Source organism: Arthrobacter sp. P1_C12_2, from assembly GCF_056406415.1.
Window position 1 is genome coordinate 124696 of the sequence record NZ_JBFUAF010000007.1, and the last position, 22264, is coordinate 146959.

Genomic DNA, 22264 nt, shown 5'->3' on the forward strand with positions numbered 1-22264 from the left:
AGCTCCACGATGGCTAAGGCTGAACTCCGTAAGCCCAAACCAAAGTCCAACCCCTTGAAGGCCGCTGACATCACTGTCATCGACTACAAGGACGTAGCATTGCTGCGCAAGTTCATCTCCGACCGCGGAAAGATCCGCGCCCGTCGCGTCACTGGCGTCACGGTGCAGGAACAGCGCAAGATCGCCCAGGCAATCAAGAACGCCCGCGAAGTTGCTCTGCTGCCTTACTCCGGCGCTGGCCGCGGCTAAGGAAGGGATTAACTAACATGGCAAAGCTCATTCTGACCCACGAAGTAACCGGTCTCGGTGCTGCTGGCGATGTTGTCGAGGTCAAGGACGGTTACGCACGTAACTACCTGCTGCCCCGCAACTTCGCCCTGACCTGGTCCAAGGGTGGCGAGAAGCAGGTTGAGTCCATCAAGGCTGCTCGCGTTGCCCGCGAGCACGCTTCCCTGGAAGACGCTCAGAAGCAGGCCGCTGCACTCTCCGCCAAGCCGGTCAAGCTGATCGTCAAGGCTGGCGCAACCGGTCGCCTGTTCGGCACCGTCAAGCAGGGCGACGTCGCCGACGCTGTTGAGGCCGCTGGCCTGGGCCGCATCGACAAGCGCAAGGTTGAACTGCCGGCACACATCAAGTCGACCGGTTCCTACCAGGCAAACGTCCGTCTGCACGACGATGTTTCCGCTGTGATCGAACTCGACGTAGTCGCAGGCAAGTAGCCCTCACCGGCTGCAGTCCTGAACTGCTGGAAGGCCCCCGCCTCCGGACCCCTCTGAGGGACCGAAGGCGGGGGCCTTCCGCTTTAAACCCGCCCTGACCGGGCCAATAACCGCCACTCACCCAACACGGGGTCACTTAGCCGTGGTGCAGCACCGTGGTGACATGTCGGTAGCCGAGCCGGACCAGTTCCGCCAGCACGGCCTCGTCGACGTCGTCGAGCCTGGTGACGTACAGGCAGCCGGCGCCGAGCTTGTGCCTGCCCAGCCTGCCGAGCAGTTCGGCGGCCTCCGGCCCGTAGGTGAGGCCATAGAGCGACAGGCTGGATTTCCGGGGGGAGAAGCCGACCGCCGCGGCATCGCCCTCCCGACCGCTTGCGTATTTGTAGTGGTAACGGCCGAACCCCACAATCGTCGGGCCCCACATTTGCGCCGGCTCCCCCGTGATCTCGGACATCAGCGCCAGCAGACGGAACCCGTCGCCGCGCCGGACTGGATGCTCGACGGCGGCCAGGAACTCCTCCACCGACGCACCGGTTGCCTGCGTCTTGTTTTCAGCCATGAGGGCAGTCTGGCAGAGAGCGGCACTCCTGTCAGGCAAGGCGTGTGCCCGGGAATAAATCCACGCACCCGCCGCTTCTAAAGGTAGATGCAAACGCATGTAATGGCGTTGCTGACCAGGATTCAACTTAGGAGCACTCCGTGGAAACCCGCCGTATCACCGTTATCTCCGCCGGACTCGGCGTCCCCTCCTCGAGCCGCCTGCTGGCGGACCAGCTGGCGGGCTCGGCCGAACGGCAGCTTGCCGCGACCGGCTACGCCGTGGAGGTCGAGGTCGTGGAGCTGCGGGACCTCGCCGTGGACATCGCCAACAACTTCGTGACCGGTTATGCGGCTCCGCGGCTGGCCGAAGTGATCGCCGGCGTCGAGGCCTCTGACGGCTTGATCGCTGTCAGCCCCGTGTTCAGCGCGTCCTACAGCGGGCTATTCAAGTCCTTCATCGACGTGCTCGACCCCAAGGCGCTCGAAGGCAAGGCCGTTTTGCTCGGGGCCACCGCCGGCACGGACCGGCACCAGATGGTGCTGGACTTCGCGATGCGGCCGCTCTTCACCTACCTGCGCACGCGGATCGCCGCCACCGCGGTCTTCGCCGGCCCGCAGGACTGGGGAAACAACGACGACGACGGCGGCTCGCCGCTCTCGGTTCGCGTGGACCGGGCGGCGGGGGAGTTTGTCGCCCTGGTGCAGGACTCAGGGCCGCAGCAGAAGCCAGCCGCGCTGGAGTCGCTGCCATTTGAGCAACTGCTCGCCGGAATCTCCGGCCAGCGGTAGGGGCTTCCGCGCCTTCCGAACCTGCAGCGCCGTCCGAACCTTTTCGGCCGCCCGCTCGTTGTCCGGGACATGAAGTGTCCCGTGGATTCAATTGACCTGATCATGAGTGAACGCAGCGGAGTGGAGATCGACTACTGCCCCCAATGCCGCGGGGTGTGGCTAGACCGGGGAGAGCTGGACAAGATCATCGACCGTGCGGCGGAATCCCTGGGACCGGCAGCAGCCGCCCCGGCAGCACCGCTGGCGCCGACGCCGTTCCCGCCGACGACGCCCGGCCACATTCCGCCGCCGCTGTACAACCTCGACCCGCGCCGGGACGACCGGCGTCCGGATGACCGCCGCTATGACGACCGCCGCTACGATGAGCGCCGCGACCGTCCGCGCCCTGATCAATCGAGGTATGAGCAGCCGCGTTACGATGACCGCCGCCGTCCTAAGAAGAAGGAAGGCTGGCTGGGGGACCTGTTCGACTTCTAGCCCTGCGGATTACCCGGCCCCGCGGGTGGGGGAGGGACTGGCACGATTAGGGCCCGGTCTCTGCGTTCTTCAGTCGCCGAGCAGTGCGATGAATTCCCTGGCCTGTTTCATGGAAATATCCGAGTGGCGGGTCAGGGCTGTCGCTGCGGCCTCGGTGTCGCCGCTCTTGGCCAGGGTGCGGATCCTCCCGTAGATCTCATCATTGAGCATGTTGCTGCTCACCTCGCGGGTGACGTCGCCTTTGCTGGCGATCGCGCGGTAGCGGTACGCGAACCGCTGCGGCACGTCGTCCTCGTCCGGAATGGCCTCCGGCGCGGGCTCCGGGGCGACGAACGGCTGCGGGTGGGCCGCCAGTGCAGCGACGGCGTCGCGGGACGCCCGGAGGCCGTCGCCCGTGGCCTCGAGGTACACCTTGATGGCGGCCATGGCCTGCCCCTGCGCGATCAGCGCGTAGAGCCGCCGGTGCTGCTCCTGGGTGAGCCTGGCGGCCGCCGTGCGGGCCAGCTCCGCGGAGTCGGGGGCGGCCTGTGGCATGGGTGCCGGCCTGGAGCGTTCACCGCGGCGGCTCCAGGCCCGGACCGCCATCAGCACGGCGGCGGCCACGAGCACCAGGATCAGTACGGGAATGAGCAGGGAGTCCATGTGCTAAAGCCGATCTACGTAATTCTTTGCGGTCTTCAGATCCGAGTGGGTTGCCTGCCGCAGCAGCCGGGCGGCCTTCGTCTTCTGGCCGTCGCGGGCCAGCGATTGGAGCTGCAGGAGGAGCTGGGGACTCAGGTGTCCGATGGCGAACAGCGCGTCCCCGTGGCCGGAGCCGCCCCGGCCCAGCAGGGCGGCGCGGGCGTGATCGGCCTGCTGCGACTGCTGCTGGGAGTTCTGGCTTGGACGCGTGGTCGCTTCAATCCGGGCGCGGGAGGCCTCGGCAGCTTGGACCTGCGCCGCGTAGTGGGCCAGGGACTTTACTGCCAGTTCCTGCTGGTAGCGCTCGGCCTCGGAGATGCCGGTGTTCCGCGGCTTCAGGGCCGTGACCGCCGCCCAGAGCACCGTCGCCAGGATGATGGCAGGCAGCATGACTATCAGTACATCGCCCATGTCTAGAGCTTATGCCAGATTGCGGTTATCCACAGCATGTTCCGCGCCTTCGCGTACAGTGCGCCGCGTCCAGCGTCAATTCGGCGCGGTGGGATGAATCCGGTCACAAAATGTGCATATCAGGCCGCAAATGTGGCCTGATATGCCGCAGTCTATCCCCAGCCGCAAGGTGCAGGCTGTGGATGAAGCTTGGCGGAAATTGTTTTGTGTCCACAAGATGAATCCAATGTTTCCGCAGGTCACGTAGTGATCACGGGCTTAACTTTTTTTCTATCCACAGCCCAATCCACAGACTGTGCACAAGCATCAGGCACTAGTGCACAGCTTATCCACAGGGGAGCGGGCTGGCCGGGTTGGTGCCTGCCCGATCGGCGGATAACGTTGCAGGATATCGGGCGTGGGAAGCGGAAACCTGCGGGCCGCCGGGTGGTGCCAGCCAGGACACGGACCCCCGGATTCCGGTGGCACACGGCCGCACCAACGCTGTGGATAACGGCGGTGCGCCGGACCGGCGCGAACTGTCGGAGCTGACTGATAAGAATTAGGCGGCCGGCATGTGCCGGGTTTAGGGCGCTGGGCATTAGGGCATTGGGCATAAGGCGCAGTGCTTACGCGCCGCGGCGAACGGATATCCGCCACGGCACACAATGAAGGACGGCAGTTTTGTCAGTTACGCATCTGGACTCAGTCGAGGGTACGCGGGGAGCCGAGGGCAGCCGCAAGCCTCCGCAGGACATCCCCGCGGAGCAGTCAGTCCTGGGCGGCATGATGCTGTCCAAGGACGCCATCGCCGACGTCGTCGAGATCCTTCGTGGCCAGGACTTCTACCGTCCGGCGCACGAAACCATCTACGAGGCCATCATCGACCTCTACGGCCGCGGCGAACCCGCGGACGCCGTGACCGTCTCGGACGAGCTGACCAAGCGCGGCGAAATCAACAGGATCGGCGGCCCCGCCTACCTGCACGAACTCATCCAGACCGTCCCCACGGCCGCCAACGCCGGTTACTACGCCGAAATCGTGGGCGAACGCGCCGTGCTGCGCCGCCTGGTCAACGCCGGCACCAAGATCGTCCAGCTCGGCTACGGACAGGACGGCGAGGTCGAAGACCTGGTCAACCAGGCCCAAGCCGAGGTCTACGCCGTCGCCGAACGCCGGACCGCCGAGGACTATGTGGTCCTCAAGGACGTCATGGAATCCACCGTGGACGAGATCGAGGCCTCGGGCCACCGCGGCGAGGGCATGGTGGGCGTCCCCACCGGCTTCTACGAGCTCGATGAACTCACCCACGGCCTGCACCCCGGCCAGATGATCGTCATCGCCGCCCGCCCGGCCGTCGGCAAGTCCACGTTCGCGCTGGACTTCGCCCGCTCGGCCGCCATCAAGAACAACCTCGCGACCGTCATGTTTTCCCTCGAAATGGGCCGCAACGAGATCGCCATGCGCCTGCTGTCCGCCGAGGCCACGATCGGTCTCCAGGACCTCCGCAAGGGCACCATCAAGGACGAGCAGTGGTCCAAGATCGCCACCACCATGGGCCGCATGAACGATGCCCCGCTGTTCATCGATGACAGCCCCAACATGTCGCTGATGGAAATCCGGGCCAAATGCCGGCGCCTGAAGCAGCAGCATGACCTCAAGCTGGTGATCCTGGACTACCTGCAGCTCATGAGCTCGGGCAAGAAGGTCGAATCCCGCCAGCAGGAAGTCTCCGAGTTCTCCCGCGCCCTGAAGCTCCTGGCCAAGGAACTCCAGGTGCCCGTGATCGCGCTGTCGCAGCTGAACCGTGGCTCCGAGCAGCGCCAGGACAAGCGCCCCATGGTCTCGGACCTGCGCGAATCCGGCTCCATTGAGCAGGATGCCGACATGGTGATCCTGCTGCACCGCGAAGACGTCTATGACAAGGAGTCCCCGCGCGCCGGCGAGGCGGACATCCTGATCGCCAAGCACCGTAACGGTCCCACAAAGGACATTGTGGTGGCCTTCCAGGGCCACTACTCGCGGTTTGCCAACATGGCGGCCGACGCCGGCGGTGGCGGCGGCTTCTAGCCCCGCCGGGGCGCGGCGCTAGCCCTCGCGCGCTGTGAGCAGGTGGTTGGGCAGCCGGTTCCCCGGGGCCCGGCCGCGGATTTCCAGCAGTTCGCGGGCGTGGGCGTGGAGACGGATGTCTTCCGCGGAGACCGGCACCCACTGCGGAATGGGGACCGAGGTGCCGGTCTCGTCGCGGGCCACCATGACCGTCAGGCAGTACGTGGTGAGGCTCAGTTCGCGCCCCTTGGGGTCTCCGGACCGGACATGGACGGCGATATGCATGCCCTTGGTGCCGGTGTAGACCAGCCGGGCCTCCACCTCCACGACGTGGCCGATCAGCAGTGGGCGGTAGAACCGCACGCCGCCGGAGAAGACCGCCACGGTGTCTTTCCCGCAGTAGCGGGAGGCGCAGACGTAGGCGGCCTCGTCGATCCACTTCATGACGATGCCGCCGTGGACCTTGCCGCCCCAGTTCACGTCCGTGGGCGCCGCCATGAACCGCAGGACCACGCGCTCGGCCGTGCCGGCGTCGGTATATTCCTGCCCGCCCATGGCCTGGACGATGTCTTCGCGGACCTTGATCCGGGCCAGGGCGTCGTCCCGCTGTCCGGTTTCTTCCGGCGTCACCGGTTCAAACTGCGGCACCGGGATGGGCTTGCCGTCCGCGCCCACGGCCACAAAGATCACGATGCACTGGCTGCGCATGGTGGCGGGGCCGCCCTTCGGATCGCCCGAGGACACCACGGTGCGGATATGCATCGAGGACCGCCCGGTGTAGACGATCGTGGCCTCGACCTCCACCATGTCGCCGCTGTTGACCGGGTCCGCGAAATGAATGTTCCCCACATAGGCCGTCACGCAGTAGGACTTTGCCCAGCCGACGGCCGCGGCATAGGCCGCCTTGTCCACCCACTCAAGCACGGTGCCGGCGTCGACCGAGCCGCTGTGGCCGACGTCGGTGGGGGCCGCCAGGAAGCGCAGGGTCACGGAATTGGGCGCGTTCTCGCTCATGCTGTGAGTTTACTGATTGGCCCGGCACCCGCCGCCGGCTGGCGACACAATCGCTGTCTGGCACGCCATAACCCAGAGACAAACGACGGCGGGCGGCCACCAGAAGGTGACCGCCCGCCGTCGCGCGCAAGGTGCCGGGCCAGATGCCGGGAATGCCTTAGGCCAGGACGCGGAGCTTCGAGTCGCTGCGGCCGAAGAGGGCGCGGTCGGCGGAGAGCTTGCCCGCGCCGACGAGGGCCACGGCCAGGGCGGCGGCGGCAAGGATCAGGACGAGTTCGTAGCCGCCGGTTGCGACGAAGACGCCGGCGGAGGCGTGGACCATGAGCAGGGCGCCGAGCATGTCCAGTGCGAGGAGGGCCGCAAAAACGCGGGTGAGCACGCCCAGGATCAGCGCGACGCCGCCGACGAGTTCGAGGGTGGCGACGACGGGGGCCACCGCCTGGGCTGCCGGAACCCCCATCTGGGTGAAGGCGGCCTGGGTGCCGGCGATCGTAAATTCGTTGAACTTCTGCCAGCCGTGGGCGGCGAACAGGAAGCCGGCGATGACGCGCAGGATGGTTCGGGCGGAGGTGGTCAGGGCGGGCTGGTTCATGTGAAATACCGTTTCGTAAGTAGGAGGCGTCGCGGCTCTCTGCCGCCGCGGCTTCGGTTGCGTTCAAGATCAAGTCTTCCCGACATTTACTTGAAAAGTCAACTAAATGTCCTACGGAGTCGATCCAGTGGCCCGGCTAGGGTTAAGCCGTGCAACCTTCCTCGCCGCTGTCCACCGCCCTGCCGCCGTCCACCGGGCAGCGCCGGGAGATCCTGCGCCTTGCGGTGCCGGCCTTCGGCGCGCTGATCGCCGAGCCGCTGTTCCTGCTCGCGGATTCGGCCATTGTGGGCCATCTCGGCGTGGCAGAACTGGCCGGCGTCGGGCTGGCATCGGCGGTCCTGCACACGGCAGTCGGACTCATGGTGTTCCTCGCGTACTCCACGACGCCGGCAGTGGCGCGGGCCATCGGCAACGGCCAGCTGGCCAAGGCCCTCGCCGCCGGACGCGACGGCATCTGGCTGGCGCTCCTGCTCGGACTCGTCCTGGCGGTCGCCGGATTCCTGGCCGCGGGCCCGCTCCTGGACCTGATGGGGGCCCGCGGCGAAGTGCATGGGTTTGCCGTGGACTACCTGCGCGGGTCCATGCCTGGCCTCATGGCGATGCTGCTCATCTTCGCGGGCACCGGAGTGCTGCGCGGACTCCAGGACACCCGGACCCCGCTGATCGTCGCCGCCGCAGGTTTCACGCTGAACATTGCGCTGAACCTGGTCCTCGTCTACGGCTTGGGCTGGTCAGTGACCGGCTCGGCCGTGGGCACGAGCATCGCGCAGTGGGCCATGGCGGCCGTCTATGTGCTGATCGTCCGGCGCAACGCCCGCGCCAACCGGGTGTCCCTGCGCCCGGACTGGCGTGGCATCCGGGCCCTGACCAGGGTGGGTTCCTGGCTGATGTTGCGCACGCTCAGCCTGCGGATAGCGATTCTGGCCACGGTGGTGGTGGTCACCGCCCAGGGTCCCGTCAATCTTGCCGCGCACCAGCTGGCCATGACCATCTTCACGTTCTTCGCCTTCGCCCTGGACGCCCTCGCGATCGCGGCCCAGGCCTTGATCGGCAAGGAACTGGGCGCGGCCCGGCCGGTGGCGGCTCGCGCGCTGACGCGCACCATGACGCGGTGGGGGCTCGGCTTCGGCGTCCTGACCGGGATCCTTCTGGCTGCAGCGGCACCGTGGGCGGGCGCCCTCTTCACGTCCGACGCCGACGTCCGGGCCGCGCTGACGCTCGCCCTTTGGGTCCTCGCCGCCGGGCAGCCGCTGGCCGGTTACGTCTTCGTCCTCGACGGCGTCCTCATCGGCGCGGGCGACGCCCGCTACCTGGCGATCGCCGGCGTCGTCAATCTCGCCGCCTATCTGCCGCTGCTGCTGGCCGTGCGGTATTCCGGCGCGGGCGCCGGTGCGGGATTGCTTTGGCTGTGGGCCGCCTTCTCACTCGGCTACATGGGGGCGCGGGCGCTGACGCTGGGCCTCCGGGCCCGGACGGACCGGTGGATGGTCCTCGGCGCGCGGTGAGTGCGCGCCGAGCGTGCGCTGGGCCGGCCCGGCCGACAGGCGCGCGCACCGGCGGCTTCGCACTAAACTGGACGGGTGACTCTTCCCGCAGCGCCTGACGCGACCCCTGCCATCCGCGCCGCGGCCGACCTCTGGAAGCCCGTGCTTGTCAGGGCGGCCGTCGCGCTCGTGTTTGGTGCGGTCACCGTGTTCTGGGCCGCGCCGTCCGAGGCCGGCATGGGCTGGGCCGGCGGCCTCTACCTGCTGGCCACCGGTGTGGTGATGATCTGGAGCGTGCCCAAGACCGGATTCCGCCCGCGGGAAGGCGCCGGCAGGGCCCTTTCCGCCGGCGGGGCAGCCCTGGCCGGAGCCGGCGCGGCCGTGGCCCTGATCCCCGCCCCACTCGTCTTCGGTATCATCGCAGCCCTGGGCCTGGGCGTGGCCGGTGCCGCGGAGTTGTCCGCGGGCATTCTTGGCCGCGGCCGGTCCGTGCTGGCCCGTGACTGGATCGCATCCGGCGTGATCGGGCTGGGCACTGCGGCTGCGCTGCCGTTCTTCATCGGCCTCGGCCCGCACGCCCTCCTCGGCGTTGCCGGCGGCGGGGCCATCATCAGCGGCGTCCTGTGGATGCTGTCCGGACTGACCCTGCGCCATGATGCTCAGGGCGATTCCGCGGAGGCCGTAAACTAGTACCGACAGGTTCTACCCGGCGTAGAACAATTGCGGTAACAAGACAGCCACGCTTTCCGCGCGGGCTGCAGGAGGAAAACACCTTGGCACAGCAGAAACCCGGAGCGCCCCGCAGCCTGCGGACCTCGGTCAAGGGACCGCTCATGTTCTCCGCGTTCTGGGCCGTGGTGGTTTTCTTCGGCGTCCTGATCTTCGCCTCCGGCGGCAGCGCCCGCTCACCCCGGTTCGATCTGGCGCTTATCGGCGCCGGGATCGCCTTCATTGTGATCCTCGTGGTGGCCGCCATGCTGGCGATGAGCCACAAGGACAACCCCGAGGACCTGGGCAAGGGCTCCGGCGTCAACCTCAGTTCCAAGCGCACGCCCTCCGGCCATGGCGGCCCGTCGGAGCAGCCCCGGCCCGAGGCCGGCCCCGGCGATTCCCGTGACAACGGGCCGCAGGCCTGACAGCTCAGGCTAACAGCGTAGGCCTACGCTGTAGGCCTACAGCGTAGGCCGCAGCCGCGGCGTGGCCGTCAGGACGCGGCTTTCCGGGCCCGGTACGCGGCCACGTGCGCACGGTTGGCGCAGTTTCCCGTGTCGCAGTAGCGCTTCGATCGGTTGCGGCTCAGATCCAGCACGACGGCGTCGCAATCGTCCGCGGCGCACACCAGCAGGCGGTCCATTTCCTTGCTGCGGATCACGTCCACGATCGCCATGGCCGCCTCCGTGCTCATCCGGTCGGCCAGCGGCGCGTCCGGGGTGGTGGCGTGCAGGTGCCAGTCCCACGGATCATGCTTGACCAGCTGGGGCAGCGCCCGGGCCTCCCGGAGCAGCCGGTTCACGGTCGCCGCGGCAGCGGACTCCTCGGCCTGCCAGAGTTCGGCGAGCTCGCCGCGCAGCCGCCGCACACTGGCCAGCTCGGCCCCGTCCCGGGTGCGGGAACCGGTGAAGCCCTCGGCAGTCAGGAACTCGTCCAGGTCCCTGACCGTGGCTAAATGCTCCTCGCCGTTGGCCGCGGTGTTGATGAGGTTGACCACAGAACGCAGGGCAACTTCCGTGTCAGGGGCAAAAACCATCTTGACTCCTTACCTTGCCGGGGCGTAATGTCATGAGCATAACCCTATTTTACTCCTGACAGGAGAATGCCCATGTCTGCCCCCCAGCGCCCCGTCGCCGCCCCGGTCCGAGACCTTGCCGCCCAGCGGCCTGCCTCCGAACCGGAAGGCACGCAGGGCAAACAGGACGGCAAACTGAAGGGCACGCAGGGCGTCGTGCAGGAAAGCACGCAGGGCGCCCGGCAGGAAACCAAGCGGGCCGGCGCGGCATCCGGTTTCATGGCCTCGGGCCTGGGCGTCGCACTGTTTTCGTCCGCGGTGTTCGGGCTCTCCGGATCATTCGCCAAGGCGCTCCTGGAAACGGGATGGACTCCCGGGGCGGCCGTCACGGCCCGGCTCACGGGTGCGGCCCTGATCCTGGCCGTCTTCGCCATTCCCGCCCTGCGCGGGCGCTGGCACCAGCTCCGGGACAACTGGCTGACCGTGCTGCTGTTCGGATTCATCGGCGTCGCCGCCTGCCAGCTGTTCTATTTCAACGCCGTGTCCCGGCTTTCGGTCGGCGTCGCGCTGCTGCTGGAGTACCTCGCGCCGGTCCTCATCGTGCTCTGGCTGTGGGCCGTTAGCCGGAAACGGCCGCGGCCACTGACCATTGCCGGCACTCTCCTCTCCCTCGGCGGGCTGATCCTGGTCCTGGACCTCACGGGCGCCGTCAAGGTCGACCTCATCGGCGTGCTGTGGGGCATCGCGGCCGCAGTGTGCCTCGCCATCTATTTCTTCATCACGGCCAAGGAAAACGACACCCTGCCGCCCATCCTTCTGGCCTCCGGCGGGCTCATGGTGGGCGCCATCGTCATGTGGCTGACCGCGGCAACCGGGCTGCTGCCGATGGCCTTCAGCACCGCCGACACCCGCCTGGGACCCTGGGTCACCCCGTGGTGGGTGGCGCTGGGCGGCCTCGTGGTCCTGGCCACGGTGGTGGCGTACGTGTCCGGAATCGTCGCCGCGCGGGCGCTCGGCTCGAAAGTCGCGTCCTTTGTCTCGCTCACCGAAGTGCTGTTCGCCGTCATCTGGGCCTGGCTGCTGCTCGGCGAGCTGCCCGGACCCATCCAGCTCCTGGGCGGGCTGCTGATTGTCGGCGGGGTGGTGCTGGTCCGGCTGGACGAGCTGCGGGCCCCGTCCGGCACCGGTGCGGCGGCGCTGGACCACGCAAACGACTGCGAGCCCGTGCCGTAGGCGGTTGTCCGTCCGGGCCCGGGCCCCCTCGTTCCCTGGCCCGAAGGCATTTAGCATGGAGATATGTGTCGAAACATCCGGACCCTCCACAATTTTGAGCCCCACGCCACCACCGCGGAGGTGGAGGCCGCCGCGCTGCAATACGTGCGCAAGATCAGCGGCAGCACCAAGCCGTCCAAGGCCAACGAAGAGGCGTTCAACCGGGCCGTGCACGAGATTGCCCACGCGACGCAGCACCTCCTCGACTCCCTGGTGACCCACGCCCCGTCCAAGGACCGGGGGGAGGAAGCCGCCAAGGCCAAAGCCCGGTCTGCCATCCGCTTTGGCGCGGCCTGAGACAGGGCCGCCCGGGCGAAGGCCGGTTTAGCGGCCGAAGCTGCGCAGCCGCAGCGAGTTGACCACCACCAGCACCGAGCTGGCGGCCATGGCGGCGCCGGCGATCATCGGGTTGAGCAGGCCCAGGGCCGCCACCGGAATGCCCACCGCGTTGTAGAAGAACGCCCAGAAAAGGTTCGTCTTGATGGTGCCGAGCGTCCGGCGGGAGAGCTCGATCGCCTGTGCCACCTGCCCGAGGTCATTGCCCATCACCGTCAGATCGGCCGCCTCGATGGCGACGTCGGTGCCGGAGCCCATGGCGATGCCCAGGTCCGCCTGCGCCAGCGCCGCGGCGTCGTTGACGCCGTCCCCGGCCATGGCCACAGTGGCGCCGGCCGCTTGCAGCTTCCGCACGGCCTCGACCTTGCCCGCCGGGAGCACCCCCGCGAAGACGTCGTCCGGACTGATCCCGACGGCGGCCGCCACCTGGGCGGCGACGGCGGCGTTGTCGCCGGTCAGCAGGATCGGCCGGAGCCCGAGCTCCCGGAACCGGGTGACCGCGGCCGCGGAGCCGGGCTTGACGGTGTCCCGCAGGCTGATGATTCCGGCGGTTTCGCCGTCCACGGCAACCCAGATCGCCGTGGCGCCCGAGTCTTCGGCCGCGCCCAGCGCCTCGCGCTGAGCCGGGGCCGTGGCGATGCCGGACTCCAGCAGCCAGCCGGTGCGCCCCGCGGTTACGGGCCGGCCCTCCACGGTGCCTTGGACACCGCCGCCGGGTGCGGAACGGAAGCCGGCGACGGCGGGAAGGCCGGCGCCGTCGTTGTTCACGCGCCCCGCCTCCGCGGCCAGGGCCGCAGCGGCAATGGCGCGGGCAATCGGGTGCTCGGAGGCGTTTTCCACAGCACCCGCCAGGCGGAGGACCTCGGCCTCGCTGTGCGGCCCGAAGCTTTGGACGCCGTCCACGGCAAGGCTGCCGGTGGTGACGGTGCCGGTCTTGTCCAGCAGGATCGTGTCCACCGTCCGGGTATCCTCGAGGACCTGCGGGCCCTTGATCAGGATCCCCAGCTGGGCGCCCCGCCCGGTCCCGGTGAGCAGTCCGACCGGGGTGGCCAGCCCGAGGGCGCAGGGGCACGCAATGACCAGCACGGCGACGGCGGCGGTGAAGGCGGTCCGGACCTCGTCCGCGCTAACAGCCGGCGCGGCCACCATCAGCCAGGCCCCGAAGGTGAGGGCGGCGATGGCCAGGACGACGGGTACGAAGACGGCGCTGATGCGGTCTGCGAGCCGGGCGATGGGTGCTTTCCCGGTCTGCGCCGCGGAAACGAGCCGGCCCATCTGGGCCAGGGTGGTTTCGGACCCGACGCGTGTGGCCCGGACCAGGAGCCGGCCGGAGGTGTTGATGGTGGCCCCGGTGACGCGGCTGTCCGGACCAACTTCCACCGGCACGGATTCGCCGGTCACCAGGGAGGCGTCCACCGCAGAGGAGCCGTCGAGGACGACGCCATCGGTGGCGATCTTCTCGCCGGGGCGGACCACGATCACGTCTCCGGGAGCCAGCTGATCGGCCGGGATCTTGTGCTCGGTGCCGCCGCGCAGGATCGTCGCGTCTTTTGCCCCCAGGTCCAGGAGGGCCTTGAGGGCGTCCCCCGCCTTCCGTTTGGCGTTGGCCTCGAGGTAGCGGCCGAGCAGCAGGAACGTGGTGACCACGGACGCGACCTCGAAGTACAGGCCGCCGGAGCTCATGCCCTCCGCTGCCGGATGTTCGGTCATGCTCGGATCGGCAAGGAGTTGCCCGGCCGAGAACGTGTAGGCAGCAATCACGCCGATGGACACCAGGGTGTCCATGGTCGAGGCCAGGTGCCGCGCGTTGATGGCCGCGGCGCGGTGGAACGGCCACGCCGCCCAAGCGACCACCGGCAGGGCCAGGACAGCGGCCACCCAGCCCCAGTTCGGGAACTGGAACGCCGGGATCATCGAGATCGCGAGCACCGGGACGGTGAGCGCGGCTGCCACGACGAGCCGCGGGCGGAGCGAGGGTGCGGCGCTGGCCGGCAATTCGGTGCTGGCCGGCGACCCGCTGCCGGCCCGGAGGTCTGCGGGCTGCACCGGCGTGCCCGGGTGCCTGGCGGGCCGGACCGTGGCCTTGTAGCCCGCGGCCGCGACCGTGGCGGTGATCTGGTCGTCGGTGATGTCCGCCGGGACGCTGACACGGGCGGACTCGAGGGGCAGATTGACGCTGGCCTCGACGCCGTCGAGCTTTCCGAGCCTGCGCTCGACCCGGTTGACGCAGGAGGCGCAAGTCATGCCCTCGATATCGAGGTCAATGACGCGGCTCCCGGCCTGGTCCAACAACTGCTCGCTGCTCACGGCGCCCTTCTTTTTGGCGGTTGATTCGCTGTCTGCCGTCCCGCTGCCTGGCGTCCCGGCGTCTGCCGACGCCTCTGCCGACCGCTGGCGCGGTGGTCCCTCAGGCTTCGGTGGCGACCATGAGGTAGCCGGCCTCGGCGACTGCCTCGCCGATTTCGGAGGACGACAGTGTTTCGCTGGAGGTGATCGTGACGGTGGAGATGCCGCCGGCCTTGAGGTCGACATCGACCTTTTCGACGCCGGAGAGCGCCTCAAGTTCTTCACTGACGGAGGACACGCAGTGGCCGCAGGTCATGCCGGAAACGTTGACGGTGGTGGAAACGGTGGCCATGGGGTGCTCCTTGTCGCTGGGCCGGGTGTGGTTCCCCGGCCCGGTGGTGTGGTGGGTGGTGCAGGTCCTAGCGCAGCAGGCGTCCGATGGCATCGGTGGCCTCCTTGACTTTGAAATCGATGGCCTCCGCCCTTAGTTCCGGATCCGGCTCGGCGGCGGCGCCGACAACGCAGTGGCCGATGTGCTCTTCGACGAGCCCCAGGCTCACGGCATGCAGGGCCTTGGTGACGGCTGCGACCTGGGTGAGGATGTCGATGCAGTATTTGTCCTCGTCCACCATGCGGGCGATGCCGCGGACCTGACCTTCGATCCGCTTGAGCCGGCGGAGGTAGGCGTCCTTGTTGGACGTGTAGCCGTGCTCGTGGGGTGGGATGTCGAGGGGCGGCGTGTCGAGGGGCGCGGTGTCGAGTCGCGCCGGGCCGGAAACTTCTGACTCGCTCATGCCCTCAACCTATACCCCCTAGGGGTATGTTGCAAGCCTCTGGTCCGGTCCGGCGCTCGGTGTGGAACACGGCGCAAAACAAAGAGCTCCGGAGTGCGTTATTGGGGGATACGCACTCCGGAGCAGCTTTGGGGTAGGCGGTTCGTCCCGCCTACAGATCGAGCTTACTCGCCGGTAGTGGGGTAACACCAGCGCTCCGAATAAGTACTTTCGCTTTACTTTCTTCCCGCCGGCGAGACCGCCGGAACCATCAGGACCGGACGTTCCTGATGGTGGCCCAGCCATGCCGCCACAGAGCCGTTGAGCGCGGCGGAGATGCGGTGGCCGAGGCCGCGTTCGGGGGTCCCCACCACGATCATGCGCGCGTTGGTGTCCGCGGCCAGCCTGCCGATTGCCCGGGCGGGGTCACCGGCCAGGGTGCGCAGCGTCCAGTCGACCCCCAGGGGTGCGCAGCGTGCCTCAACGACGGAACGCAGCTCCTGGGTGGTGGCCCGGATCCGGGCGTCGTCCGCGTCCGGATGTAGCGACAGGCGGTGTGCGGACCGCGCCGGATCCCACTCCACGAGGTAGCTTGCCTCGTCCACGTAGGCGCAGATCAAGGGCGCGGCGAGGGACTTCGCAAGGGATGCCGCCAGTTGCAGCACTTCGGGGTGCTGTCCCGGAACCACGCCCACCACGAGAGGCGCCGGGCCGTTCGCGGAGTCGTCAGACATACTTCATTCTGGCGCCCGGGGGGCAGCCCTGAACAGGGGCTTCCTTCCCGTGCCCGCAACCCGGGATGGTGCGGGTGCCGCTTGCCGGAATATCCCTTGAACAGCCCGGGGGCGGGGCCTACGGTTGAAGAACACAGGAGGAGGTGGCCGCCGTGGAGATCTACATGTGGTGGTTGGATCTGGATTTGGCGAGCAAGGAATGGCTTCGGGAAAACCTCCGGACCATCGAACTGCCCGAGGCCGTGCAGCGGGGAATCGCCGACGCCGGCGGGCCCGGTCCGGCTGAACCGTCCGCCGGCGGCGCCGCCGGATTGTCGGCGGCGGACTGGGACTTCATCGAGACGCAATCGGAGTTCGTCGACTGACGCGGACGCCACCGGCGCGGTAGCGCACACCGCGGGCGCCGGTAGAAAGACACCGCGGGCGGGGGTACAAAACCGTTGCGGCCTTCCGTCAGGGATGGTTGCATGGGACGCATGGCAACTGCAGAGAGTTATGTCCTGGCGATCGGGACCAAGAAGGGCCTTTGGCTGGCGACCAGCCCGGACCGGAAGGACTGGTCCCTGTCCGGACCGCATTTTCTGATGAGTGAGGTGCCCAGCATCGCCATCGATACCCGCGATGGCAGGACCCGGATCCTGGTGGGGGTCCGCTCCGAGCACTGGGGTCCCACGGTTTTCCACTCGGATGACCTCGGCGGCACCTGGACTGAACCCGAAAACGGCGCCATCACCTTCCCCGCCGGCACCGACGCGGCCTTGGAACGGATCTGGCAGATCTACCCCGACGCCGACTCCCGCCCGGGCGTCGTGTGGGCGGGCTGCGAACCGATCTCGATCTGGAAATCGACCGACGGTGGCGAACACTTCGAACTCAACCGCGGCCTTTGGGACCATCCGCACCGCAGCGAATGGGGCGCAGGCTATGGCGGAGCCGCCGCGCACTCGATCGTCGTCGACCCCTCGGGCGAGAAAGTCCACGTTGCCATGAGCACGGGAGGGGTCTACCGCTCGCTCGACGGCGGCGCGTCCTGGGAGCCGCGCAACAAGGGGATTTCCGCTTACTTCATGCCGGATCCCAATCCGGAATTCGGCCAGTGCGTCCACAAAATCGCGGCCGACGCCGCCGTCGACGGCCGCCTGTACGCCCAAAACCACCACGGCGTGTACCGCAGCGACGACGACGCCGAATCGTGGGATTCGATCGCCGAGGGGCTGCCGGCGGACTTCGGTTTTGTGATGCTGACGCATCCGCGCCGGGCCGGTACGGCCTGGGTGGTCCCGCTGAAGGCCGACGGCGAACGTATTCCGCCGGACGGGAAGTTGGCCGTGCACCGGACCGATGACGCCGGCGCCAGCTGGAAGCGGCTCGATGCCGGACTGCCGGAGGCCGAGTACAACGCCGTGCTGCGCGATGCGGCCAGCGTCGACGGTTCGGAGCCCGCGGGCGTCTACTTCGGGACGCGGGGCGGCAGTGTCTACGCCAGCGCTGACGAGGGGGAACACTTCACCGAAGTCGCCTCGCACTTGCCGGATGTGCTGTGCGTGCGGGCAGCGGTGGTCTCCGCGGCCCTGTTCCCGGCGCAGCCGTGAAGGGGTAAAAGCGCATGAACAGCGGCGTGATCAACGGCGGCTCCACGCACGGGGACTCGGCGATCAGTGTGGTGCTGCCAAGCATCCTCCAACCACTCGCCGGCGGGCAGTCCATCCTGACTGCGCCCGCCGAGGCCGCGGTGACGGTGGAGTGGGTGCTGGATACGGTGACCGGGGACTTTCCGGCGCTGTCGCGGCGGTTGCGGGACGAGACCGGAACTGTTCGCCGTTACGTGAATATATACGTCAACGGGAATGAAATCCGGCGGCTGCAGGGTCTGGTGACTGCCGTGGCACCGGGCCAGGAAGTCCTCATCATCCAGTCGGTGGCGGGAGGCTGACGCCTCAGGCGACCCGCCAGATACTGCATTCGTCCGCGTTGATGGCTTTGCGCATGCCGGTGTGGCGGTCCATGATCCAGACGACGCCGATTCCTGGGGCCGTTTCCTGGACGTTGCCGCGGCGGATCACGACGTCGTCGTAGCTCGGGCCCACCCGCAGGCGGGCCTCGATCTCATCGCCGCGGTGCAGTTGGTCGAGGGCGCGGACGCGGGTTACATGGGCTTTCGCATCCTTCAACATGGCGGGGCCTCCTGGACTGGAGTTGGTGCCTGCTCTTGCCGGCACTTCCAGTCTCCTGCGCCAATGTTGCGTCCGCGTTTCGGCGCGGTAAGGGGCCGGTTAGATTTCGGCGGCGCTGCGGATATCGGCTCCCCTCACACCGGCGGCGCAGCGGATACCGGCTCCCTTTCACGCTGGCGGCCGCACTGCCGGCGGACGCCCTCAGGGGAGTTGGCGTTCGCCCGGGCGCTGGACCCGGAACCACCGGTACCCGTAGCGGTCCAGCGGGAGTTCGAAGGCGCCGTCGTCGGAGAGCGGGATGTCCTCGCCGCCGAGCAGGTCCCGGAGCACGGCCCCTGCGTACGAACGCCCCGCACCGCCCTTCCCGTCCGGACCCCCGGCCCCGCCTTCCTCGCGCTCCTGCGGCGATGCCGCCGCCGCCATCGTGGCCGTCACGGACGCCGGTTCGGCGCCAAAATTGTGGGCGACGACCACCGTGGAGCCGTCCCACGTGCAGCGGTGCAGCAGCACCGCCGGTGAGGCCTGCTTGATGAGTTCGAACTTGCCCCAGCCGAGCTCGGGACATTCCCGGTAGCGCTGGATCAGCGTCGCAACGAAGTTCCACAGCGAATCAGGATCCCGTTTCGCGGCCGCGGCGTTGATGTGCGCCGGCCCGAAGGGGCCATCCACGGGCTTTGCCACGAGGTCCCCGGGCGGGGCGGTCGAGAAGCCGCCGTTCCCGGTGTGGTCCCACTGCATGGGTGAGCGGACGGCCGAGCGGCCCTTTGCACGCAGGTCTTCGCCCATCCCGATTTCTTCGCCGTAGAAGAGCACGGGCGTGCCCGGCAGCGAGAACATCAGGGAGTAGACCATGCGGATCCTGGCCGGGTCGCCGCCGAGCATGGTGGGCAGCCGGCGCCGCAGTCCGCGGCCATACATCTGCATGTCTGGATCAGGGCCGAATGCGGCGAAGACCTCCTCGCGTTCGGCGTCGCTGAGCTTGTCCAGGGTGAGTTCATCGTGGTTTCGGACGAACATGGCCCATTGGTTGTCAGGATTGATCTTTGGACGGCTGCTGAGCGTCCGGGACAACGGCCGGGCGTCCTGCCGGGCCAGTGACAGGTACATGTTCTGCATCGAGAGGAAATCAAACTGCATGTTTAGCTCGTTGCCAGCCGGGCCGCCGAAGTATTTCAGCTGCTCTTTGTAGGGAAGGTTGACCTCGCCCAGCAGCACCGCACTGCCATGGCGGCGGTTGAGGAAGCTGCGCAGGGCGCTCAGGTACTGGTGCGGGTCGATTTTCGCGGCCTCGTCCTTGGGTTCGCCGAGCAACTCCAGGAAGAAGGGCACCGCGTCCAGCCGGAAGCCGTCCAGGCCCAGCTGCAGCCAGAATCCCATCGACTTCGCGATCTCGTCCCGCACCTTGGCATTCATCACGTTCAGGTCCGGCTGGTGTTTGGCGAACATGTGCAGATACCACTCACCGGTGGCCTTGTCCTGGGTCCAGATGGACGTTTCCTCGCCGGGAAACACCACCTGGTCCGAGGTGTCCGGCGGCGTGTCCTTCCGCCAGACGTAGTAGTCCCGGTAGGGGTTGTCCACGGACTTCCGGGCCTCGACGAACCACGGGTGCCGGTCGGAGGTGTGGTTGATGACAAAATCCGCGATCACCCGGATGCCCCGGTCGTTGGCGGTGCGGATGAATTCCACCAGGTCCCCCAGGCTTCCGAGCCGGGGATCCACGCCGTACATGTCGGTGACGTCGTAGCCGTCGTCCCGGTCCGGGGAAGGATAGAAAGGCATGAGCCAGATGCACGTGACGCCGAGCGCGGCGAGATAGTCCACGCGCTGGATCAGCCCGCCGAAGTCTCCGGTGCCGTCGCCGTCGCCGTCGAAGAAGGTCTCCGGGTCCAGGCAGTAGATCACCGCGTTCTTCCACCAGAGGTCCGAGGTCTCGGCGATTCTCACAGTGCACCGTCCGTTCCGGTCAGGGCTTGTCCAGCGGGGCGGAGCTGCGGGAGGACGTGTTCGGCGAAGGCATCGATAAACGGCGCCTGCTCCTGGCCGACGAAGTGCAGGTACAGCTCGTCGAATCCGAGGTCCAGGTAGGAGGCGAGCCATTGGGCGTGCTGTCCGGCATCGGCGGAGACGTTGACGGCCGCCCGCACCTGGTCCTCCTGGACGCCGGGGCTGACGCCGTCGAAATGGGCCGCTGTGGGCAGGTCCCAGGGAATCGGCGGCGCAAAGACGTTGGTGCGCCACTGGTCCACGGCGATCGCGACGGCCTCGGCCTCTGTCGGCGCCCAGGACAGGTGGACCTGGAGCGCAGCGTTCCCGCGGCCACCGGCGTCCCGGTAGGCCGCCAGCATGTCCTTCAGCTTTTCGGGCGGCTGGTTCACGGTGACGAGTCCGTCCGCCCAGGCCGCCGCCCGGCGCGCTGTTTCCACGCTCACGGCCGGGGCGATGAGCGGCGGTTTGGTCTCTGGAACGTCCCAGATTCGGGCTTGCTCCACCGTGACGAGGCCGTGGTGCGTGACCACGTCGCCGGCGTGGAGTCGGCGAATGATGTCAACGCACTCCTCCAACCGGCGCTGCCGCGTCTCCTTCGGTGGCCACGCCTCGCCGGTGACGTGCTCGTTCATGTACTCGCCGCTGCCCGGGGCCATCCAGAAGCGGCCGGGAAACATGTCCGCCAGGGTGGCTGAGGCGTGCGCGATGATCGCCGGGTGGTAGCGCTGCCCAGGCGCCGTCACCACCCCGAAGCGCAGCCCGGTGGTGGCCAGCGCTGCCCCGAGCCAGGACCAGGCGAACCCGGAGTGGCCCTGCCGGGCGGACCACGGTTCAATATGGTCCGAGCACATGGCGGCGTCGAAGCCGGCCTGCTCCGCCAACTGCACGTCCTTCAGCAGGCGGCCGGGGCTGATCTGTTCATGCGAGGCGTGGAACCCGATGGTAGCCATCACCTATGTCTACCGTGGGGGCCGGGCCGTGTCGAGGAAACCTTCGTTGAGGAACCACTGCGTGGGGGTGGCGGTGCCGGGTCCGCGGCGCAAGAATGGGCGCTATGCGACTGCCGTTGATGCCTCCGATTGCGCCCATGCTGGCCAAAGCACTCCCCGCCCTGCCGTCGCCGGACGCCGGGACGGGCTGGCTCTTTGAACCGAAGTGGGACGGTTTCCGCTCTATCATCTTCCGCGACGGCGACGAGGTGGAGATCGGCAGCCGGAACGGCAAGCCGATGACGCGCTACTTCCCCGAGCTGGTCGAGGCGCTGAAGTCGGAGCTGCCGGAACGCTGCGTGGTGGACGGCGAGATCATCCTGGTGGCGGCCTCCGGGGACCGGCTGGACTTCGATGCGCTCCAGCAGCGCATCCATCCGGCTGCCAGCCGGGTGAAGCTGCTCGCGGAACAGACCCCGGCGCGCTTCGTGGCGTTCGACCTGCTGGCCCTGGACGATGAGGACCTCACGGGCAAGCCCTTCGCCGAGCGCCGGCGGGAGCTCGAACGCGCACTCGCGGCCAGCGCGGCGCCGGTCCACCTCACGGCCGCGACCTCAGACCGGGACACGGCGCAGCGCTGGTTCCGGCAGTTCGAGGGCGCCGGACTTGACGGGATTGTGGCCAAGACGCTGGCGGGGACCTACCAGCCGGACAAGCGCGCGATGGTCAAGGTCAAGCACGAACGCACCGCGGACTGCGTGCTCGCCGGATACCGGGTGCACACCTCCGGTCCGGACCGGATCGGCTCGCTGCTCCTGGGGCTCTACGACGACGCCGGGGTGCTGGCGAACGTCGGCGTGGTGGGAGCGTTCCTGATGGCGCGGCGGACGGAGCTGTTTGCCGAATTGCAGGAGCTGGTCACCGGTTTCGACGACCATCCCTGGGCCTGGGCCCGGCAGGAGGAGGGGGCGCGGACTCCGCGGAACGCCGAGGGAAGCCGGTGGAGCGGCGGCAAGGACATGTCCTTCACCCCGCTGCGGCCCGAGCGCGTGGTGGAAGTGAAGTATGACCACATGGAGGGCGAACGGTTCCGGCACACTACCCAGTTCGTGCGCTGGCGCCCGGACCGTGATCCGCGCTCCTGCACCTATGACCAGCTGGAGGAGCCGGTGAAGTTCGACCTTGCCGCGGTGCTGGACGCCCCACGCTAGCCCCTAGACCCAAACTCAGGCAACGCCTCAACGCCTTAACCACGGCGGCCCGCCCCAAAGGGACGGGCCGCCGTCGTGCGCTGCGGAAGTGCTGTGTTG

27 protein-coding genes are annotated in these 22264 nt (G+C 68.1%); 14 read left to right on the top strand and 13 right to left on the bottom strand.

Annotation, left to right across the window (positions count from 1 at the left end; genetic code table 11):
* Positions 1 to 9: 9 nt before the first annotated feature.
* A complete protein-coding gene (gene rpsR, locus AC1DZQ_RS09735; RefSeq protein WP_003800144.1) occupies positions 10 to 249 on the top strand; it encodes a 30S ribosomal protein S18 in 240 nt (79 codons plus the stop codon).
* A 17-nt stretch (positions 250 to 266) separates the two neighbouring features.
* Positions 267 to 719, top strand: coding sequence for a 50S ribosomal protein L9 (gene rplI, locus AC1DZQ_RS09740; RefSeq protein ID WP_091560672.1), 453 nt, complete (start codon positions 267 to 269; stop codon positions 717 to 719).
* Positions 720 to 855: 136 nt separating this feature from the next.
* Here the strand turns inward: rplI and AC1DZQ_RS09745 are convergent, their stop codons facing one another.
* Positions 856 to 1278: a DUF1801 domain-containing protein gene (locus AC1DZQ_RS09745; RefSeq protein ID WP_476963326.1), complete on the bottom strand. Its 423-nt coding sequence runs from the start codon at positions 1276 to 1278 to the stop codon at positions 856 to 858.
* Between the two features lie 140 nt (positions 1279 to 1418).
* On the opposite strand from AC1DZQ_RS09745, the gene AC1DZQ_RS09750 reads away from it, so the two are divergent.
* Positions 1419 to 2048 (top strand): FMN reductase, encoded by a 630-nt coding sequence (locus AC1DZQ_RS09750; RefSeq protein WP_476963327.1) that lies wholly within the window; start codon positions 1419 to 1421, stop codon positions 2046 to 2048.
* Positions 2049 to 2117: 69 nt separating this feature from the next.
* Complete coding sequence (locus tag AC1DZQ_RS09755; RefSeq protein WP_476963328.1) at positions 2118 to 2525, top strand: TFIIB-type zinc ribbon-containing protein; 408 nt, start codon at positions 2118 to 2120, stop codon at positions 2523 to 2525.
* 69 nt (positions 2526 to 2594) lie between these two features.
* On the opposite strand, the gene AC1DZQ_RS09760 is transcribed toward AC1DZQ_RS09755, so the two are convergent.
* Together AC1DZQ_RS09760 and AC1DZQ_RS09765 are read right to left on the bottom strand one after the other, a co-directional pair.
* Complete coding sequence (locus AC1DZQ_RS09760; protein ID WP_476963329.1) at positions 2595 to 3167, bottom strand: hypothetical protein; 573 nt, start codon at positions 3165 to 3167, stop codon at positions 2595 to 2597.
* A gap of 3 nt (positions 3168 to 3170) precedes the next feature.
* Positions 3171 to 3617 carry a hypothetical protein gene (locus AC1DZQ_RS09765; protein WP_476963330.1) on the bottom strand — a complete coding sequence of 149 codons (447 nt, stop codon included), beginning with the start codon at positions 3615 to 3617 and terminating at the stop codon, positions 3171 to 3173.
* Positions 3618 to 4280: 663 nt separating this feature from the next.
* Here AC1DZQ_RS09765 and dnaB point away from each other — a divergent pair.
* Complete coding sequence (gene dnaB, locus AC1DZQ_RS09770; RefSeq protein WP_018775337.1) at positions 4281 to 5666, top strand: replicative DNA helicase; 1386 nt, start codon at positions 4281 to 4283, stop codon at positions 5664 to 5666.
* A gap of 18 nt (positions 5667 to 5684) precedes the next feature.
* Here dnaB and AC1DZQ_RS09775 read toward each other — a convergent pair whose 3' ends face one another.
* Positions 5685 to 6659, bottom strand: coding sequence for an acyl-CoA thioesterase (locus AC1DZQ_RS09775; RefSeq protein WP_476963331.1), 975 nt, complete (start codon positions 6657 to 6659; stop codon positions 5685 to 5687).
* Positions 6660 to 6816: 157 nt separating this feature from the next.
* Positions 6817 to 7251: a DoxX family protein gene (locus AC1DZQ_RS09780; RefSeq protein WP_476963332.1), complete on the bottom strand. Its 435-nt coding sequence runs from the start codon at positions 7249 to 7251 to the stop codon at positions 6817 to 6819.
* Between the two features lie 149 nt (positions 7252 to 7400).
* Here AC1DZQ_RS09780 and AC1DZQ_RS09785 point away from each other — a divergent pair, with 149 nt between their 5' ends.
* The 3 genes from AC1DZQ_RS09785 to AC1DZQ_RS09795 all read left to right on the top strand — a co-directional run bounded on the left by AC1DZQ_RS09785 (position 7401) and on the right by AC1DZQ_RS09795 (position 9871).
* Positions 7401 to 8756, top strand: a complete 1356-nt coding sequence (locus AC1DZQ_RS09785; RefSeq protein WP_476963333.1) for an MATE family efflux transporter — start codon at positions 7401 to 7403, stop codon at positions 8754 to 8756.
* Positions 8757 to 8831: 75 nt separating this feature from the next.
* Positions 8832 to 9425 (top strand): hypothetical protein, encoded by a 594-nt coding sequence (locus tag AC1DZQ_RS09790; RefSeq protein ID WP_476963334.1) that lies wholly within the window; start codon positions 8832 to 8834, stop codon positions 9423 to 9425.
* Between the two features lie 83 nt (positions 9426 to 9508).
* Positions 9509 to 9871 (top strand): hypothetical protein, encoded by a 363-nt coding sequence (locus AC1DZQ_RS09795; RefSeq protein ID WP_476963335.1) that lies wholly within the window; start codon positions 9509 to 9511, stop codon positions 9869 to 9871.
* Between the two features lie 68 nt (positions 9872 to 9939).
* On the opposite strand, the gene AC1DZQ_RS09800 is transcribed toward AC1DZQ_RS09795, so the two are convergent.
* Positions 9940 to 10482, bottom strand: coding sequence for a CGNR zinc finger domain-containing protein (locus AC1DZQ_RS09800; RefSeq protein ID WP_476963336.1), 543 nt, complete (start codon positions 10480 to 10482; stop codon positions 9940 to 9942).
* Positions 10483 to 10740: 258 nt separating this feature from the next.
* On the opposite strand from AC1DZQ_RS09800, the gene AC1DZQ_RS09805 reads away from it, so the two are divergent.
* Together AC1DZQ_RS09805 and AC1DZQ_RS09810 are read left to right on the top strand one after the other, a co-directional pair.
* Entirely contained in the window at positions 10741 to 11694 is a 954-nt protein-coding gene (locus tag AC1DZQ_RS09805) for an EamA family transporter (protein ID WP_476963427.1), read from the top strand.
* Positions 11695 to 11757: 63 nt separating this feature from the next.
* Positions 11758 to 12030 (top strand): DUF2277 domain-containing protein, encoded by a 273-nt coding sequence (locus tag AC1DZQ_RS09810; RefSeq protein WP_476963337.1) that lies wholly within the window; start codon positions 11758 to 11760, stop codon positions 12028 to 12030.
* A 27-nt stretch (positions 12031 to 12057) separates the two neighbouring features.
* Here AC1DZQ_RS09810 and AC1DZQ_RS09815 read toward each other — a convergent pair whose 3' ends face one another.
* From AC1DZQ_RS09815 to AC1DZQ_RS09830, 4 genes are all read right to left on the bottom strand, one after another.
* On the bottom strand, positions 12058 to 14376 hold the full coding sequence (locus AC1DZQ_RS09815) for a heavy metal translocating P-type ATPase (RefSeq protein WP_476963338.1): 2319 nt from the start codon (positions 14374 to 14376) through the stop codon (positions 12058 to 12060).
* A 100-nt stretch (positions 14377 to 14476) separates the two neighbouring features.
* Entirely contained in the window at positions 14477 to 14707 is a 231-nt protein-coding gene (locus AC1DZQ_RS09820) for a cation transporter (RefSeq protein WP_476963339.1), read from the bottom strand.
* A gap of 67 nt (positions 14708 to 14774) precedes the next feature.
* Positions 14775 to 15149, bottom strand: coding sequence for a metal-sensitive transcriptional regulator (locus AC1DZQ_RS09825; RefSeq protein WP_476963340.1), 375 nt, complete (start codon positions 15147 to 15149; stop codon positions 14775 to 14777).
* Positions 15150 to 15364: 215 nt separating this feature from the next.
* Positions 15365 to 15862, bottom strand: a complete 498-nt coding sequence (locus AC1DZQ_RS09830; RefSeq protein ID WP_476963341.1) for a universal stress protein — start codon at positions 15860 to 15862, stop codon at positions 15365 to 15367.
* Positions 15863 to 16014: 152 nt separating this feature from the next.
* Between AC1DZQ_RS09830 and AC1DZQ_RS09835 the strand changes: the two genes are divergently transcribed.
* The 3 genes from AC1DZQ_RS09835 to AC1DZQ_RS09845 all read left to right on the top strand — a co-directional run bounded on the left by AC1DZQ_RS09835 (position 16015) and on the right by AC1DZQ_RS09845 (position 17795).
* Positions 16015 to 16227: a hypothetical protein gene (locus tag AC1DZQ_RS09835; protein WP_476963342.1), complete on the top strand. Its 213-nt coding sequence runs from the start codon at positions 16015 to 16017 to the stop codon at positions 16225 to 16227.
* Positions 16228 to 16329: 102 nt separating this feature from the next.
* On the top strand, positions 16330 to 17454 hold the full coding sequence (locus AC1DZQ_RS09840) for a WD40/YVTN/BNR-like repeat-containing protein (protein ID WP_476963343.1): 1125 nt from the start codon (positions 16330 to 16332) through the stop codon (positions 17452 to 17454).
* Between the two features lie 14 nt (positions 17455 to 17468).
* Positions 17469 to 17795 carry a MoaD/ThiS family protein gene (locus AC1DZQ_RS09845; RefSeq protein WP_476963344.1) on the top strand — a complete coding sequence of 109 codons (327 nt, stop codon included), beginning with the start codon at positions 17469 to 17471 and terminating at the stop codon, positions 17793 to 17795.
* Positions 17796 to 17799: 4 nt separating this feature from the next.
* Here the strand turns inward: AC1DZQ_RS09845 and AC1DZQ_RS09850 are convergent, their stop codons facing one another.
* The 3 genes from AC1DZQ_RS09850 to AC1DZQ_RS09860 form a co-directional block, all read right to left on the bottom strand.
* On the bottom strand, positions 17800 to 18036 hold the full coding sequence (locus AC1DZQ_RS09850) for a hypothetical protein (RefSeq protein WP_476963345.1): 237 nt from the start codon (positions 18034 to 18036) through the stop codon (positions 17800 to 17802).
* Positions 18037 to 18237: 201 nt separating this feature from the next.
* Positions 18238 to 19983, bottom strand: coding sequence for an alpha-amylase family protein (locus AC1DZQ_RS09855; RefSeq protein WP_476963346.1), 1746 nt, complete (start codon positions 19981 to 19983; stop codon positions 18238 to 18240).
* Positions 19980 to 20975 carry a TIGR03885 family FMN-dependent LLM class oxidoreductase gene (locus AC1DZQ_RS09860; protein ID WP_476963347.1) on the bottom strand — a complete coding sequence of 332 codons (996 nt, stop codon included), beginning with the start codon at positions 20973 to 20975 and terminating at the stop codon, positions 19980 to 19982. The genes AC1DZQ_RS09855 and AC1DZQ_RS09860 overlap by 4 nt, the downstream gene beginning before the upstream one ends.
* A gap of 104 nt (positions 20976 to 21079) precedes the next feature.
* On the opposite strand from AC1DZQ_RS09860, the gene AC1DZQ_RS09865 reads away from it, so the two are divergent.
* Entirely contained in the window at positions 21080 to 22165 is a 1086-nt protein-coding gene (locus AC1DZQ_RS09865) for an ATP-dependent DNA ligase (RefSeq protein ID WP_476963348.1), read from the top strand.
* The last annotated feature ends 99 nt before the right edge of the window (positions 22166 to 22264 follow it).